The 15,157-nt window shown below is 60.3% G+C and carries 12 protein-coding genes; all 12 read left to right on the top strand.

Annotation, left to right across the window (positions count from 1 at the left end; all coding sequences use genetic code 11):
• Positions 1–3 precede the first annotated feature (3 nt).
• The 12 genes from uppS (at position 4) to dnaE (ending at position 15,019) form a co-directional block, all read left to right on the top strand.
• Entirely contained in the window at positions 4–759 is a 756-nt protein-coding gene (uppS, locus tag MA884_RS20765) for a polyprenyl diphosphate synthase (protein ID WP_256232268.1), read from the top strand.
• Positions 759–1,565: a phosphatidate cytidylyltransferase gene (locus MA884_RS20760; RefSeq protein ID WP_047227564.1), complete on the top strand. Its 807-nt coding sequence runs from the start codon at positions 759–761 to the stop codon at positions 1,563–1,565. The genes uppS and MA884_RS20760 overlap by 1 nt, the downstream gene beginning before the upstream one ends.
• Positions 1,562–2,752 carry a 1-deoxy-D-xylulose-5-phosphate reductoisomerase gene (ispC, locus tag MA884_RS20755; protein ID WP_256232267.1) on the top strand — a complete coding sequence of 397 codons (1,191 nt, stop codon included), beginning with the start codon at positions 1,562–1,564 and terminating at the stop codon, positions 2,750–2,752. Before MA884_RS20760 ends, ispC begins: the two co-directional genes overlap by 4 nt.
• A gap of 52 nt (positions 2,753–2,804) precedes the next feature.
• Positions 2,805–4,157 (top strand): RIP metalloprotease RseP, encoded by a 1,353-nt coding sequence (gene rseP / locus MA884_RS20750; protein ID WP_256232266.1) that lies wholly within the window; start codon positions 2,805–2,807, stop codon positions 4,155–4,157.
• 74 nt (positions 4,158–4,231) lie between these two features.
• Positions 4,232–6,607, top strand: a complete 2,376-nt coding sequence (bamA, locus tag MA884_RS20745) for an outer membrane protein assembly factor BamA (protein ID WP_256232264.1) — start codon at positions 4,232–4,234, stop codon at positions 6,605–6,607.
• Between the two features lie 45 nt (positions 6,608–6,652).
• Positions 6,653–7,156, top strand: coding sequence for an OmpH family outer membrane protein (locus MA884_RS20740; protein ID WP_047227567.1), 504 nt, complete (start codon positions 6,653–6,655; stop codon positions 7,154–7,156).
• A gap of 3 nt (positions 7,157–7,159) precedes the next feature.
• Positions 7,160–8,215, top strand: coding sequence for a UDP-3-O-(3-hydroxymyristoyl)glucosamine N-acyltransferase (gene lpxD, locus MA884_RS20735; protein ID WP_256232262.1), 1,056 nt, complete (start codon positions 7,160–7,162; stop codon positions 8,213–8,215).
• A 108-nt stretch (positions 8,216–8,323) separates the two neighbouring features.
• Entirely contained in the window at positions 8,324–8,764 is a 441-nt protein-coding gene (gene fabZ / locus MA884_RS20730) for a 3-hydroxyacyl-ACP dehydratase FabZ (RefSeq protein ID WP_135843925.1), read from the top strand.
• Positions 8,761–9,537: an acyl-ACP--UDP-N-acetylglucosamine O-acyltransferase gene (lpxA, locus tag MA884_RS20725; protein WP_256232261.1), complete on the top strand. Its 777-nt coding sequence runs from the start codon at positions 8,761–8,763 to the stop codon at positions 9,535–9,537. The genes fabZ and lpxA overlap by 4 nt, the downstream gene beginning before the upstream one ends.
• A 2-nt stretch (positions 9,538–9,539) precedes the next feature.
• The gene (gene lpxB, locus MA884_RS20720) at positions 9,540–10,670 is read left to right on the top strand and encodes a lipid-A-disaccharide synthase (protein ID WP_256232259.1); all 1,131 of its coding nucleotides are present in this window, start codon (positions 9,540–9,542) and stop codon (positions 10,668–10,670) included.
• Positions 10,671–10,681: 11 nt separating this feature from the next.
• The gene (rnhB, locus tag MA884_RS20715; protein WP_256232334.1) at positions 10,682–11,335 is read left to right on the top strand and encodes a ribonuclease HII; all 654 of its coding nucleotides are present in this window, start codon (positions 10,682–10,684) and stop codon (positions 11,333–11,335) included.
• Positions 11,336–11,497: 162 nt separating this feature from the next.
• Positions 11,498–15,019 (top strand): DNA polymerase III subunit alpha, encoded by a 3,522-nt coding sequence (gene dnaE, locus MA884_RS20710; RefSeq protein WP_256232257.1) that lies wholly within the window; start codon positions 11,498–11,500, stop codon positions 15,017–15,019.
• Positions 15,020–15,157: the final 138 nt, after the last annotated feature.

Raw genomic sequence — 15,157 nt, 5'->3', positions numbered from 1 at the left:
TTCATGGAAAAGACCAAGCAGGCCGTGCCGTTCGCGGTTCCGCGCCACGTGGCGATCATCATGGACGGCAATAATCGCTGGGCCAAGAAGCGCTTTATGCCTGGCGTTGCCGGGCACAAGGCGGGGGTCGATGCAGTTCGCGCGGTCATCGAGGTGTGCGCCGAAGCTGGGGTCGAGGTATTGACCCTGTTCGCCTTCTCCAGCGAGAACTGGCAGCGTCCGGCCGATGAAGTCAGTGCCTTGATGGACCTGTTCCTCAAGGCCCTGCGGCGTGAGGCCAAGCGCCTCAACGACAACAGTATCAGCCTGCGGATTATTGGTGATCGCTCGCGCTTTCATCCCGAGTTGCAGGCGGCAATGCGCGAAGCCGAGGCCGCCACGGCGGGTGCCGATCGGTTCGTCCTGCAAATTGCTGCCAACTATGGCGGTCAGTGGGACATCGCCCAGGCGGCCCAACGGCTCGCGCGGGAAGTCCAAGCCGGGCATCTGCGGCCGGAAGACATCACGCCTGAGCTGTTGCAGACCTGTCTGGCCACTGGCGACTTGCCATTGCCTGACCTGTGCATTCGCACCGGTGGCGAGCATCGCATCAGCAACTTCCTGCTCTGGCAGCTGGCCTACGCTGAGCTGTACTTCTCCGACCTGTTCTGGCCGGACTTCAAACACGAAGCCATGCGCACGGCGCTGGCCGATTTCGCTTCCCGTCAGCGTCGTTTCGGTAAAACGAGCGAACAGATCGAAGCTGGAGCCCGGGTTTAATGCTTAAACAACGAATCATCACCGCCCTGATCCTGCTGCCCATCGCCCTGGGTGGATTCTTCCTGCTTGAAGGTGCCAGTTTCGCGCTGTTCATCGGGTTGGTCGTGACTTTGGGGGCGTGGGAGTGGGCGCGCCTGGCGGGTTTCCCCGCGCAGTCTGCGCGCGTGGCCTACGCCGTGGCCGTGGCGGCGATGCTGTTCGTCATGTACCTGGTGCCGGGTATCGCGCCCTGGGTGCTGGGCGCAGCGGTGTTGTGGTGGGCCACGGCGACTTTCCTGGTGTTGACCTATCCGCGGACCACGCATCATTGGGCCGGCGCTGCCGCGAAGCTGGTGATTGGCCTGCTTATCCTGCTACCGGCCTGGCAAGGGCTGATCTGGATCAAGCAAGGCCCGTTGGGCAACTGGCAGATCATGGCCGTGATGGTGTTGGTCTGGGGTGCGGATGTCGGTGCCTATTTCTCCGGGCGGGCGTTTGGCAAGCGCAAGCTTGCGCCCAAGGTCAGTCCTGGCAAGAGTTGGGAAGGGGTCTATGGAGGCCTGGCCTTGAGCCTGGTGATCACGGCCGTGGTCGGCGTCGTGCGCGAGTGGAGTGCCGGGCAGTTGTTGATGGGCCTGTTTGGCGCCGCCCTCATCGTGTTTGTTTCGGTGGTCGGCGACCTGACCGAAAGCATGTTCAAGCGTCAGTCCGGCATCAAGGACAGCAGTAATCTGCTGCCCGGCCATGGTGGGGTGCTGGATCGCATCGACAGCCTCACCGCTGCGATTCCGATCTTTGCCGTGTTGTTGTGGATGGCGGCATCGTGAGTCGCCCTCAATACATCACCGTCCTGGGGGCTACCGGTTCGATTGGTCTGAGTACGCTTGACGTCATCGGCCGGCACCCGGAGCGCTACCAGGTGTTTGCCCTCAGTGGTTTCACTCGCTTGAGTGAGTTGCTGGCGCTGTGCATACGCCACACCCCGCGGTTCGCCGTGGTGCCCGAGGCTGGCGTTGCGCGGGCCTTGCAGGACGACTTGCGAGCGGCAGGCTTGCCTACCCGTGTGCTGGTGGGGGAGGAGGGTTTGTGTCAGGTGGCCTCCGATCCTGAAGTCGACGCGGTGATGGCGGCGATTGTCGGCGCGGCGGGCTTGCGTCCGACGCTGGCGGCGGTGGAGGCTGGCAAGAAGATCCTGCTGGCCAACAAAGAGGCCTTGGTAATGTCCGGCGCGCTGTTCATGCAGGCGGTGCGCAAAAGCGGCTCGGTGTTGTTGCCCATCGACAGCGAGCACAATGCGATTTTTCAATGCATGCCGCAGGACTTTTCCCGCGGCCTGGGCGCGGTGGGGGTCCGGCGGATTTTGCTGACAGCTTCCGGCGGCCCGTTCCGGCAGACTCCGCTGGAAGAGTTGGTGCATGTTTCACCGGAGCAGGCCTGTGCTCACCCGAACTGGTCCATGGGACGCAAGATTTCCGTGGACTCGGCCAGCATGATGAACAAAGGCCTGGAACTGATCGAGGCTTGCTGGTTGTTCGATGCCAGGCCTTCCCAGGTCGAGGTAGTGATTCACCCGCAGAGCGTGATCCACTCCCTGGTTGACTACATCGACGGTTCGGTACTGGCCCAGTTGGGCAACCCGGACATGCGCACCCCGATCGCCAATGCACTGGCCTGGCCTGCGCGGATCGATTCGGGCGTGGCGCCGCTGGACCTGTTTGCCATTGCCCGCCTGGATTTCCAGGCGCCGGACGAGCAGCGCTTTCCATGCCTGCGTCTGGCGCGACAGGCGGCCGAGGCGGGCAACAGTGCTCCGGCCATGCTTAACGCCGCCAATGAGGTGGCGGTTGCAGCGTTTCTCGACGGACGTGTCCGTTACCTCGAGATCGCGAGTATCATCGAGGAGGTCTTGAACCTCGAGGCCGTGGTTTCGCTCGATGACCTTGATGCGGTATTCACGGCGGACGCCAGGGCTCGCGAGCTGGCGGGCCAATGGTTGAAGCGCCACGGGCGTTGAGGCTGCGGTACGTTAGCCAGGATTGTCCTGGGCAGGATTGCGGAGAAAACAGATGAGCGCGCTCTATATGATTGTCGGCACCCTGGTTGCATTGGGGGTGCTGGTCACTTTTCACGAATTCGGTCATTTCTGGGTCGCGCGTCGCTGTGGCGTCAAGGTTCTGCGTTTTTCCGTCGGTTTCGGCATGCCGCTGCTGCGCTGGCATGACAAAAAAGGCACCGAATTCGTTGTGGCGGCCATTCCGCTGGGCGGCTACGTGAAGATGCTCGACGAGCGCGAAGGTGAAGTGCCCGCCGATCAGCTCGACCAATCCTTCAATCGCAAGACCGTCCGTCAGCGTATCGCCATCGTGGCGGCGGGGCCGATTGCCAACTTTTTACTGGCCATGGTTTTTTTCTGGGCCCTGGCCATGTTGGGCAGCGAACAGGTGCGGCCGGTCATCGGCGCGGTCGAGGCTGGCAGCGTAGCCGCACGGGCGGGTCTGGGCGCGGGCGAGGAAATCGTCGCCATCGACGGCGAGCCCACCTCGGGCTGGGCGGCCGTGAATCTGCAATTGGTGCGGCGTCTGGGCGAGAGCGGCTCGTTGCAGTTGGTGGTGCGTGAGCAAGGTTCGACGACGCAGTCGCCTCGCGAACTGGTGCTGGATAACTGGCTCAAGGGTGCCGACGAGCCGGATCCGATCCGTTCCTTGGGCATTCGGCCTTGGCGACCTGCGTTGCCGCCGGTGCTGGCCGAGCTTGATCCGAAAGGCCCGGCCCAGGCAGCAGGCCTGAAGACCGGTGATCGGCTGCTGTCGCTCGATGGCCTGCCGGTAAGCGACTGGCAACAGGTGGTCGATTCGGTTCGCGTACGTCCTGATACCAAAATTGTGCTGCGCGTCGAACGCGATGGTGCTCCAATTGACGTCCCGGTAACCCTGGCCGCCCGTGGCGAGAGCAAGGCGCCGACCGGTTATCTGGGCGCCGGCGTCAAGGCCGTCGACTGGCCGCCGGAGATGGTCCGCGAGGTCAGCTTCGGCCCTGTGGCGGCGATTGGCGAGGGCGCGCGTCGTACCTGGACCATGAGCATCCTGACCCTCGATTCGCTCAAGAAAATGTTGTTCGGCGAGCTCTCGGTAAAAAACTTGAGTGGACCGATAACCATTGCTAAAGTGGCGGGCGCTTCTGCCCAGTCGGGCGTCGCTGATTTCCTGAATTTCCTTGCTTATCTGAGCATTAGCCTGGGGGTTCTGAATTTGCTGCCCATTCCGGTACTGGATGGGGGGCATCTGCTGTTTTATCTGATCGAGTGGGCGCGTGGTCGTCCCTTGTCGGATAGGGTGCAAGGTTGGGGGATACAGATCGGTATCAGCTTGGTGGTCGGGGTTATGTTGCTTGCCTTGGTCAACGATTTGGGTCGTCTGTAACGCTTCGCTGAATTGCGAATCTGCCGCATTTTGCGGCAGTTTGTTTATTGCCAGTTGGAATAAGAAAGGACTTCATGAAACGTCTGCTGCTAACTGCGGTTCTCACCGTATTGATGATCGCCGAAGTTCACGCCGAGTCCTTCACTATCTCTGATATTCGCGTCAATGGCCTCCAGCGGGTCTCCGCGGGTAGTGTCTTTGGTGCCTTGCCGTTAAACGTCGGCGAGCAGGCGGATGATCGGCGCCTGGTGGAGTCCACTCGTGCGCTGTTCAAAACCGGCTTCTTTCAAGATATCCAACTGGGTCGTGACGGCAATGTCCTGGTCATCACGGTAGTTGAGCGGCCATCGGTCGCCAGTATTGAGATCGAAGGCAACAAGGCGATCTCCACTGAAGACCTGATGAAGGGCCTCAAACAATCCGGCCTGGCCGAAGGCGAAATCTTCCAGCGCGCCACCCTCGAAGGTGTTCGTAACGAGTTGCAACGCCAGTACGTTGCCCAGGGCCGTTACTCGGCCACCGTCGACACCGAAGTGGTACCGCAGCCGCGCAACCGCGTAGGCCTTAAGGTCAACATCAATGAAGGCACCGTTGCGGCCATCCAGCACATCAACGTGGTGGGCAACACCGTTTTCCCGGATGAAGACCTGATCGACCTGTTCGAGCTCAAGACCACCAACTGGCTGTCGTTCTTCAAGAATGACGACAAGTACGCCCGCGAAAAACTCTCCGGTGACCTGGAGCGCCTGCGTTCCTACTACCTGGACCGTGGCTATATCAACATGGACATCGCTTCGACCCAGGTGTCCATCACCCCGGACAAGAAGCACGTCTACATCACCGTCAACGTCAACGAAGGCGACAAGTACACCGTTCGTGACGTCAAGCTCAGCGGTGACCTGAAGGTCCCTGAAGACCAGGTCACGTCGCTGCTGCTGGTGCAGAAGGGCCAGGTGTTCTCGCGCAAGCTGATGACCACCACTTCCGAACTGATCACCCGGCGCCTGGGTAACGAAGGTTATACCTTCGCCAACGTCAACGGCGTGCCTCAGCCACACGATGAAGACCATACCGTCGACATCACCTTCGCCGTGGATCCGGGCAAGCGTGCCTACGTCAACCGCATCAACTTCCGTGGCAACACCAAGTCCGAGGACGAGGTGCTGCGCCGTGAAATGCGCCAGATGGAAGGTGGCTGGGCGTCGACCTACCTGATCGACCAATCCAAGACTCGTCTGGAACGCCTGGGCTTCTTCAAGGAAGTCAACGTCGAGACTCCGGCAGTGCCCGGCGTCGATGACCAGGTCGATGTGAACTACAGCGTTGAAGAGCAAGCTTCCGGTTCGATCACCGCCAGCGTCGGTTTTGCCCAGAGCGCCGGCCTGATCCTCGGCGGTTCGATCACCCAGAACAACTTCCTGGGTACCGGTAACCGGGTCAGCGTCGGCCTGACCCGCAGCGAATACCAGACCCGCTACAACTTCGGCTTCGTCGACCCCTACTGGACTGCAGACGGTGTGAGCCTGGGCTACAACGCCTTCTATCGCACCACTGACTATGACGAGCTCGACTCCGACATCTCCAGCTATGCCGTGGACAGCCTGGGTGCAGGCGTCAACGTGGGTTATCCAATCAGCGAGACTTCGCGGCTTACATTCGGTCTCACCGCCCAGCAGGACGAAATCAGCACCGGGCGTTATACCGTTGACGAGATTTTTGACTTCGTTGAAAAGGAAGGCGACAAGTACCTGAACTTCAAGGCGTCTGTCGGATGGTCCGAGTCGACCTTGAACAAAGGCGTGCTGGCGACCCGTGGCCGTTCCCAGAGCCTGGTATTGGAAACTACCACCCCTGGCAGCGACCTCTCGTTCTTCAAGCTCGACTATCGTGGCCAACTGTTCCAGCCGCTGTCTGATAATTACACCATGCGTTTGCACACTGAGCTGGGTTATGGCGACGGTTATGGTTCCACCGACGGCTTGCCGTTCTACGAGAACTACTACGCCGGTGGTTTCAACTCGGTTCGTGGTTTCAAGGACAGCACCCTTGGCCCGCGCAGTACGCCGAGCAGGGGCACCAACCCGGGAACCATACGTGATCCGGACCAGGATCCGCTGCCGTTCGGTGGTAATGTCTTGATCCAGGGCGGTGTCGAGCTGTTGTTCCCGATGCCGTTCGTCAAGGATCAGCGCTCCTTGCGTACCTCGGTATTTTGGGACGTGGGTAACGTATTCGACTCCTCGTGCGAGGACACCACCAATACCGACGGCAGCAGGTCCAATACCAAGTGCAACGACATCGGCCTGAGCAACCTGGCAAGTTCCGTGGGCGTGGGTGTGACCTGGGTCACCGCGCTGGGTCCTTTGAGCTTCGCCCTGGCGATGCCGATCAAGAAACCGGATGACGCTGAAACTCAAGTGTTCCAATTCTCCCTCGGCCAGACGTTCTAAGCGTTTGACCCAAGATAACGACAATGGATTTTGTAGGAGTACATCGTGCGTAAGTTGACTCAATTGGTTCTCCTGGCGACCTTGATGGTCGCAGGTCCGGCTTTTGCCGACATGAAGATCGCCGTACTGAACTATCAGATGGCCCTGCTGGAATCCGACGCGGCGAAAAAATATGCCGTGGACGCCGAGAAAAAGTTCGGCCCGCAACTGACCAAGCTCAAGAGCCTGGAGAGCAGCGCCAAGGGTATCCAGGATCGTCTGGTCTCCGGTGGCGACAAAATGGCCCAGGGCGAGCGTGAGCGTCTGGAGCTTGAGTTCAAGCAAAAGGCCCGTGACTTTCAGTTCCAGTCCAAGGAGCTGAACGAAGCGAAAGCCGTTGCCGACCGCGAGATGCTCAAGCAGCTCAAGCCAAAGCTCGACAGGGCGGTGGAAGAAGTCATCAAGAAAGGTGGTTTTGACCTGGTGTTCGAGCGTGGCGCAGTGATTGATGTCAAACCTCAGTACGACATCACGCGCCAGGTTATCGAGCGCATGAATCAGCTGAAGTAATCCATGACAGCGACTATCAAGCTCGGCCAGTTGGCCGAGTTCCTTGGCGCCACCCTGCGTGGCGACCCGGAGAAGGTCATCACTGGGCTAGCCACTTTACACGAGGCTGGCCCAGCTCAGTTGAGCTTCCTGGCAAACCCTCAATACCGCAAATACCTGGCTGACAGCCGGGCCGCAGCGTTATTGCTCAAGCCCGCCGATGCCGAAGGGTTCGCAGGCGATGCACTGATCGTCCCGGATCCTTATCTGGCGTATGCGCGGATTTCACATTTGTTTGACCCCAAGCCCAAGTCGGCGCCCGGTATCCATCCCAGCGCGGTCATCGCGGCGGATGCGGTGGTTGATCCCATGGCCAGCATCGGTCCTTTTGTCGTCATCGAAAGCGCAGCCCGGATCGGCGCCGGCGTTACGTTGGGTGCCCATTGCTTCATAGGCGCGCGCTGCGAGATCGGTGAAGGTGGTTGGTTGGCTCCGCGGGTCACGTTGTATCACGACGTGCGAATCGGCAAGCGGGTCGTGATCCAGTCTGGCGCGGTATTGGGCGGTGAAGGTTTTGGTTTTGCCAAGGAGAAGGGGATCTGGCAAAAGATCGCCCAGATCGGCGGCGTTACTGTCGGCGACGACGTGGAGATCGGCGTCAACACCGCGATCGACCGTGGTGCCCTGGCTGATACGGTCATTGGCAATGGCGTCAAGCTCGACAACCAGATCCAGATCGCCCACAACGTCCAGGTCGGTGACCATACCGCCATGGCCGCCTGCGTAGGCATCTCCGGCAGCACCCGGATCGGCAAGCACTGCATGCTCGCCGGTGGTGTGGGGCTGGTGGGACACATCGATATCTGTGACAACGTATTCCTCACCGGAATGACCATGGTGACTCATTCGATCACCGAACCGGGTGCTTATTCTTCCGGTACGGCGATGCAGCCGGCGGCCGAATGGCGCAAGAGCGCGGCCCGAATCCGCCAGCTCGATGACATCGCGCGGCGTCTGCGTCAGTTGGAAAAGCGTGTAGGGGACGTGACCCCTGACGGTAATGCTTCATCAGATGGCTGATACCATTTCCATATCAAGTGTGCACAGCCGCTAGACTGCCTCCTTGATTTGCTAGAGGGGCGCGCGTCGATCGTGCGCTTCCAATCTTTACATAGGCTTCCCCCCGAAATGATGGACATCAACGAGATTCGCGAATACCTGCCTCACCGTTACCCGTTCCTGCTGGTGGACCGGGTGGTGGAACTTGACGTTGAAGGCAAGCGGATTCGCGCCTACAAGAATGTCAGCATCAACGAACCGTTCTTCAACGGTCACTTCCCCGCGCATCCAATCATGCCCGGCGTGCTGATCATCGAAGCAATGGCTCAGGCTGCCGGGATCCTTGGTTTCAAAATGCTCGACGTGAAGCCTGCCGACGGCACGCTTTATTACTTCGTCGGTTCCGACAAGCTGCGTTTTCGCCAGCCGGTCACCCCGGGCGATCAACTGATCCTCGAAGCCAAATTCATCAGTTGCAAGCGCCAGATCTGGAAGTTCGAATGCCAGGCTTCGGTAGACGGCAAACCGGTCTGCTCCGCTGAAATCATCTGTGCGGAACGCAAACTATGAGTTTGATTGACCCTCGCGCAATCATCGATCCGGCGGCCGTCCTGGCCGCGGATGTCGAGGTCGGCCCATGGTCGATCATCGGCCCAGGTGTGGAAATCGGCGAGGGTACGGTGATTGGTCCCCATGTAATACTCAAGGGGCCGACCCGGATCGGTCGGCACAATCGCATCTACCAGTTTTCTTCGGTAGGCGAGGACACGCCCGATCTCAAGTACAAAGGTGAGGAAACCCGTCTGGTCATTGGCGATCACAACGTGATCCGCGAAGGCGTGACGATTCACCGTGGCACCGTGCAGGATCGTTCCGAAACGACCCTGGGCGACCATAACCTGATCATGGCCTACGCCCACATCGGTCATGACAGCGTCATTGGTAACCACTGCATCCTGGTCAACAACACCGCGTTGGCCGGCCATGTGCACGTGGACGACTGGGCGATCCTGTCCGGGTTTACGTTGGTCCATCAGTATTGCCATATCGGCGCCCACAGCTTTTCCGGTATGGGCACTGCCATCGGCAAGGACGTCCCGGCCTATATCACCGTGTTCGGTAACCCGGCTGAAGCCCGCAGCATGAATTTCGAAGGCATGCGCCGTCGTGGTTTCAGCGAAGAAGCGATCACGGCGCTACGGCGCGCCTACAAGGTTGTGTACCGCCAGGGGTTGACCGTCGAGCAGGCACTCGCCGAACTGGCCGAGGCTTCGGCGCAATTCCCGGAAGTCGCGATATTCCGCGACTCCATCCAGTCCTCGACTCGCGGCATCACTCGCTAACCATGGCTAACTTGCGTATAGCACTGGTGGCGGGAGAGGCTTCCGGTGACATTCTGGGCGCCGGTCTGATGCGCGCGCTCAAGGCGCAGCACCCCGCGATCGAGTTCATCGGTGTGGGCGGACCGTTGATGCAAGCCGAAGGGCTGACGTCCTACTTCCCGATGGAGCGCTTGTCGGTGATGGGACTGGTTGAAGTATTGGGACGCCTGCGCGAGTTGCTGGCTCGCCGCAAGAAGCTGATCGCGACCCTGGTCGACGAAAAACCGGATGTGTTCATTGGTATCGATGCGCCGGATTTCACCCTCAATATCGAACTCAAGTTGCGCCAGGCCGGTATCAAGACGGTGCACTACGTCAGCCCCTCGGTCTGGGCCTGGCGGCAGAAGCGTGTGTTGAAAATCCGCGAAGGTTGCGACCTGATGCTGACACTGCTGCCGTTCGAAGCCCGATTCTACGAAGAGAAGGGCGTGCCGGTACGGTTTGTCGGGCACACCCTGGCCGATACCATTCCTCTGGAGGCCGACCGTGAGGGGGCTCGCCAAGCGTTGGGGCTACCCGACGGTCCACTGGTGGCCTTGATGCCCGGCAGCCGTGGCGGGGAGGTAAGTCGCCTGGGGGGCTTGTTCTTCGACGCAGCCGAGCGCCTGCGGGCGATGCGTCCCGGCGTACGTTTCGTCCTGCCCTGTGCCAGCCCGCAACGCCGGGCTCAGCTTGAAACACTGCTGGCCGGCCGTGATCTGCCAGTCACGCTGCTCGACGGCCGCTCCCATCTCGCACTGGCTGCGTGTGATGCCGTGTTGATTGCGTCCGGCACTGCTACCCTTGAGGCGTTGCTGTACAAACGCCCGATGGTGGTCGCCTATCGCCTGGCGCCGCTTACGTTCTGGATCCTCAAGCGCATGGTCAAGAGCCCCTACATCTCCTTGCCGAACCTGTTAGCCCAGCGCGTGTTGGTGCCAGAACTGCTGCAGGACGAGGCCACCGCCGATGCGCTGGCCAATACGCTGTCGCCCTTGATCGATGGCGGCCAGGAGCAGACCCGGGGCTTTGACGAAATTCATCGTACCTTGCGTCGCGATGCCTCGAACCAGGCCGCTGACGCGGTTTTGTCCCTGATTGGCGCCAAACAATGAGTAACGTGAAATTGCAGATGGGCCTGGACTTCAATCTGGTCGCTGAAGTTGAAGAGCTGGTGGCCGGTGTTGATGAGGTAGGCCGTGGCCCTTTGTGCGGTGCGGTGGTGACGGCGGCGGTGATTCTCGACCCGAACCGGCCCATCCTGGGCCTCAACGATTCGAAGAAACTCACTGAAGCCCGTCGTGAAAAGCTCTACGACGAAATCTGTGAGAAAGCCCTGAGCTGGTGCATTGCCCGGGCCGAAGTCGAAGAAATCGATGAGCTGAATATCCTGCACGCCACCATGCTGGCCATGCAGCGCGCCGTGGAAGGCCTGCACATCACGCCGAAACTGGCGATGATCGATGGCAATCGCTGCCCGAAACTGTCGATGCGCGCCGAAGCGGTCATCCAGGGTGACGGTAAGGTGCCGGCCATCGCGGCGGCATCGATTCTGGCGAAGGTCAGCCGTGACCGGGAAATGAGCGCCTTCGAATTGATCTACCCGGGCTACGGCATCGGCGGTCACAAGGGCTACCCGACGCCCGTTCATCTGGAAGCCCTGGCACGCCTTGGGCCGACGCCCATCCATCGGCGCTCGTTCGCGCCGGTGCGGCTGGCTTATGAAGCCCGTAAAGGTCTGATGGAACGCTCGCCCATCGCGGGACCCCCCGCCCTGTAGGAGCTGCCGCAGGCTGCGATCTTTTGATCTTTTGATCTTTTGATCTTTTGATCTTGGATCTCAAGATCAAAAGATCGCAGCCTGCGGCAGCTCCTACATGTTTTCCCCAAGGCTCGGTACAATCCGGGCCTTGTTGTTTTCATGACTTAACGCAGGATCACTATGCCGGCTTCATTCGTTCATCTACGCCTGCACACTGAATACTCCCTGGTCGATGGCCTGGTGCGGATCAAGCCACTGGTCAAGACCCTGGTGGGCATGAACATGCCTGCCGTGGCGGTCACCGACCAGAACAACATGTGTTCGCTGGTCAAGTTCTACAAAAATGCCATGGGCGCCGGGATCAAGCCGATCTGCGGGGCCGACCTGTGGTTGTCGAACAAAGACCCGGATGCGCCGCTGAGCCGCATCAGCCTGCTGGTGATGAACGCCGTGGGTTACCGCAACCTCACCGAGTTGATCTCCCGCGGCTTTATCGATGGTCAGCGCAACGGCTCGATCATCATCGAACGCGAGTGGGTAGCCGAGGCCAGCGAAGGGCTGATCATGCTGTCGGCGGCCAAGGAGGGTGAGATCGGCCTGGCCTTGCTCAGCGGCAACGCCGAAGAAGCCGAAGTGCTGGCCCGCGATTGGATGGCGGTGTTCCCGGACCGCTTCTACATCGAGGTGCAACGCACCAATCGGCCCAACGACGAAGAACACCTGCATGCCGCCGTGGCCCTGGCCGACCGGATTGGCGCGCCTCTGGTGGCGACCAACGACGTGCGATTTATCAAGCAGGAAGATTTCGAGGCCCACGAAACCCGTGTCTGCATCGGCGAAGGCCGGGCGCTTGATGATCCACGTCGCCCGAAGAACTACAGCGATCAGCAATACCTCAAAAGCGCCGAGGAAATGGCCGAGCTGTTCAGTGACCTGCCGGAAGCGCTGGAAAACACCGTCGAGATCGCCAAGCGCTGCAACATCGATGTGAAGCTGGGCAAGCACTTCCTGCCCAACTTCCCGATTCCCGATGGCATGACCATCGACGAGTATTTCCGCAAAGTGTCTTTCGACGGCCTGGAAGAGCGCCTGAGCGTCTTGCTGCCCAAGGACACCACCGAAGATTACGAAGCCAAGCGCCAGGTCTATGTCGACCGGCTGAATTTCGAGCTGGATATCATTATCCAGATGGGCTTTCCCGGTTACTTCCTGATCGTGATGGACTTCATCCAGTGGGCCAAGAGCAACGGCGTGCCGGTGGGGCCGGGCCGTGGATCGGGTGCCGGTTCGCTGGTGGCCTACGTCCAGAAGATCACCGACCTCGACCCGCTGGAATATGACCTGCTGTTCGAACGTTTCCTCAACCCGGAACGGGTTTCCATGCCCGACTTCGACGTCGACTTCTGCATGGACGGCCGCGACCGGGTGATCGATTACGTGGCCGAGAAATACGGCCGTAACGCGGTGAGCCAGATCATCACCTTCGGTTCCATGGCCGCCAAGGCTGTGGTGCGCGACGTGGCGCGGGTGCAGGGCAAGTCCTATGGCCTGGCCGATCGCCTGTCGAAGATGATCCCGTTCGAAGTCGGCATGACCCTGGAAAAAGCCTACGAGCAGGAAGAAATCCTGCGGGACTTCATCAAGGTCGATGAAGAGGCTGCGGAAATCTGGGAGATGGCCCGCAAGCTCGAAGGCGTGGTGCGTAACGTCGGCAAGCACGCCGGTGGCGTGGTGATCGCGCCGACCAAGCTGACTGACTTCTCGCCGATCTATTGCGATGAAGAAGGCGACGGCCTGGTGACCCAGTTCGACAAGGATGACGTCGAAGCAGCGGGCCTGGTGAAGTTCGACTTCCTCGGCCTGCGCACCCTGACGATCATCGACTGGGCACTGAAAACCATCAACCGCGACCGGGCCAAGGTCGGCGAAGCGCCACTGGACATTGCCTTTATTCCGCTGGATGACAAGCCGACCTACAGTCTGTTGCAAAAAGCCGAAACCACGGCAGTGTTCCAGCTTGAATCCCGGGGCATGAAGGAGCTGATCAAAAAGCTCAAGCCCGACTGCCTGGAAGACCTGATCGCACTGGTGGCCCTGTTCCGTCCGGGCCCGCTGCAATCGGGCATGGTGGATGACTTCATCAACCGCAAGCACGGGCGCGCCGAACTGGCGTATCCGCACTCGGATTATCAGTACGAAGGCTTGAAGCCGGTGCTGGCACCGACCTACGGCATCATCCTGTATCAGGAACAGGTGATGCAGATTGCCCAGGTCATGGCCGGTTATACCCTTGGCGGCGCGGATATGCTGCGTCGGGCCATGGGTAAGAAAAAACCCGAGGAAATGGCCAAGCAGCGCGGTGGTTTCATTGACGGTTGCGCCACCAACGGCATCGACCCTGACCTGGCCGGTAACATCTTCGACCTGGTGGAAAAATTCGCCGGTTACGGTTTCAACAAATCCCACTCGGCCGCCTACGGCCTGGTGTCCTACCAGACCGCCTGGCTGAAGGCCCATTACCCGGCGCCGTTCATGGCGGCGGTACTGTCGGCGGATATGCACAACACCGACAAGGTCGTGACCTTGATCGAAGAAGTGCGGACCATGAAGCTGCGCCTCGACGCGCCGGACGTGAACGCTTCGGAGTTCAAGTTCACGGTGAACGACGAAGGCCGCATCATCTATGGCCTCGGCGCGATCAAGGGCGTGGGCGAGGGACCGGTGGAAGCCATCACCGAAGCCCGTCAGGACGGACCGTTCAAGGACCTGTTCGATTTCTGCGCCCGGGTCGACCTCAAGCGCATCAACAAGCGCACCCTCGACGGCTTGATCCGCAGTGGTGCCCTGGACCGGCTCGGGCCTTACTTCCAGGATGAGCCCAAGGCCTACCAGGCCAACATCGACCGCAACCGCGCGGTGTTGCTGGCGGCCATGGAAGAAGCGATCAAGGCCGCCGAGCAAACCGCGCGTACCCACGACAGTGGCCACGCCGACCTGTTTGGCGGGTTGTTCGTCGAGGAAGATGCCGATGTCTACGGCAATCACCGCAAGGCCAAGGAACTGACCCTCAAGGAGCGTCTCAAGGGTGAGAAGGATACCTTGGGCCTGTACCTCACGGGGCATCCGATCGACGAATACGAAGGCGAGATCCGCCGGTTCGCCCGCCAGCGCATCATTGATCTGAAGCCGGCGCGTGACACGCAAACCGTCGCCGGTATGATCATTGCCCTGCGGGTAATGAAAAACAAAAAGGGCGACAAGATGGGCTTCATCACCCTCGACGACCGCTCCGGGCGCATCGAGGCGTCGTTGTTTGCCGAGGCGTTCCATTCGGCCCAGTCGTTGTTGCAGACCGACGCGATGGTGGTGGTGGAAGGTGAAGTCAGCAACGACGATTTTTCCGGTGGCCTGCGGCTGCGGGTCAAGCGGGTGATGAGCATGGAGGATGCCCGGACCAACCTGGCCGAGAGCCTGCGCCTGAAATTGCAGACCCAGGATCTCAAGGGCGATCAGCTACGCTGGCTGGGGGAGTTGTTCAAGCGCCATCGCGGTGCTTGCCCGATTACCATGGAGTACGTGCGCCCCGACGCCAAGGCTGTGCTGCAGTTCGGCGAAGGCTGGCGGATCGATCCGGCGGATGCGTTGATTCAAGCCTTGCGTGACCAGTTCGGCAAAGACAACGTCTTCCTCCAATACCGTTGACGGCCAGGTGCCACTCCTGAACCTTGGAGCGGCCCTGATCTCGACCCGAATTTTTAATCTCGACCTGAACGCGCCTCTCCCTTAAGGTAGGGCGCGAATAGACAACCGGCCGGCCCAAGCTCTCTTGGACGTCGACCC

Source organism: Pseudomonas sp. Q11 (assembly GCF_024494355.1).
In the GTDB taxonomy this organism is placed as follows: domain Bacteria; phylum Pseudomonadota; class Gammaproteobacteria; order Pseudomonadales; family Pseudomonadaceae; genus Aquipseudomonas; species Aquipseudomonas hefeiensis.
The sequence above is the reverse complement of the archived record's forward strand: the minus strand, read 5'-3'. Positions and strand labels throughout refer to the sequence as shown.

What these genes read in the sequence shown, in the direction of transcription:
- MA884_RS20760 (WP_047227564.1), top strand. Translation starts at nt 759, where the DNA reads ATGCTTAAACAACGAATCATCACCGCCCTGATCCTGCTGCCCATCGCC.
- dnaE (WP_256232257.1), top strand. Translation starts at nt 11,498, where the DNA reads ATGCCGGCTTCATTCGTTCATCTACGCCTGCACACTGAATACTCCCTG.
- fabZ (WP_135843925.1), top strand. Translation starts at nt 8,324, where the DNA reads ATGATGGACATCAACGAGATTCGCGAATACCTGCCTCACCGTTACCCG.
- bamA (WP_256232264.1), top strand. Translation starts at nt 4,232, where the DNA reads ATGAAACGTCTGCTGCTAACTGCGGTTCTCACCGTATTGATGATCGCC.
- lpxB (WP_256232259.1), top strand. Translation starts at nt 9,540, where the DNA reads ATGGCTAACTTGCGTATAGCACTGGTGGCGGGAGAGGCTTCCGGTGAC.
- lpxA (WP_256232261.1), top strand. Translation starts at nt 8,761, where the DNA reads ATGAGTTTGATTGACCCTCGCGCAATCATCGATCCGGCGGCCGTCCTG.
- lpxD (WP_256232262.1), top strand. Translation starts at nt 7,160, where the DNA reads ATGACAGCGACTATCAAGCTCGGCCAGTTGGCCGAGTTCCTTGGCGCC.
- uppS (WP_256232268.1), top strand. Translation starts at nt 4, where the DNA reads ATGGAAAAGACCAAGCAGGCCGTGCCGTTCGCGGTTCCGCGCCACGTG.
- rseP (WP_256232266.1), top strand. Translation starts at nt 2,805, where the DNA reads ATGAGCGCGCTCTATATGATTGTCGGCACCCTGGTTGCATTGGGGGTG.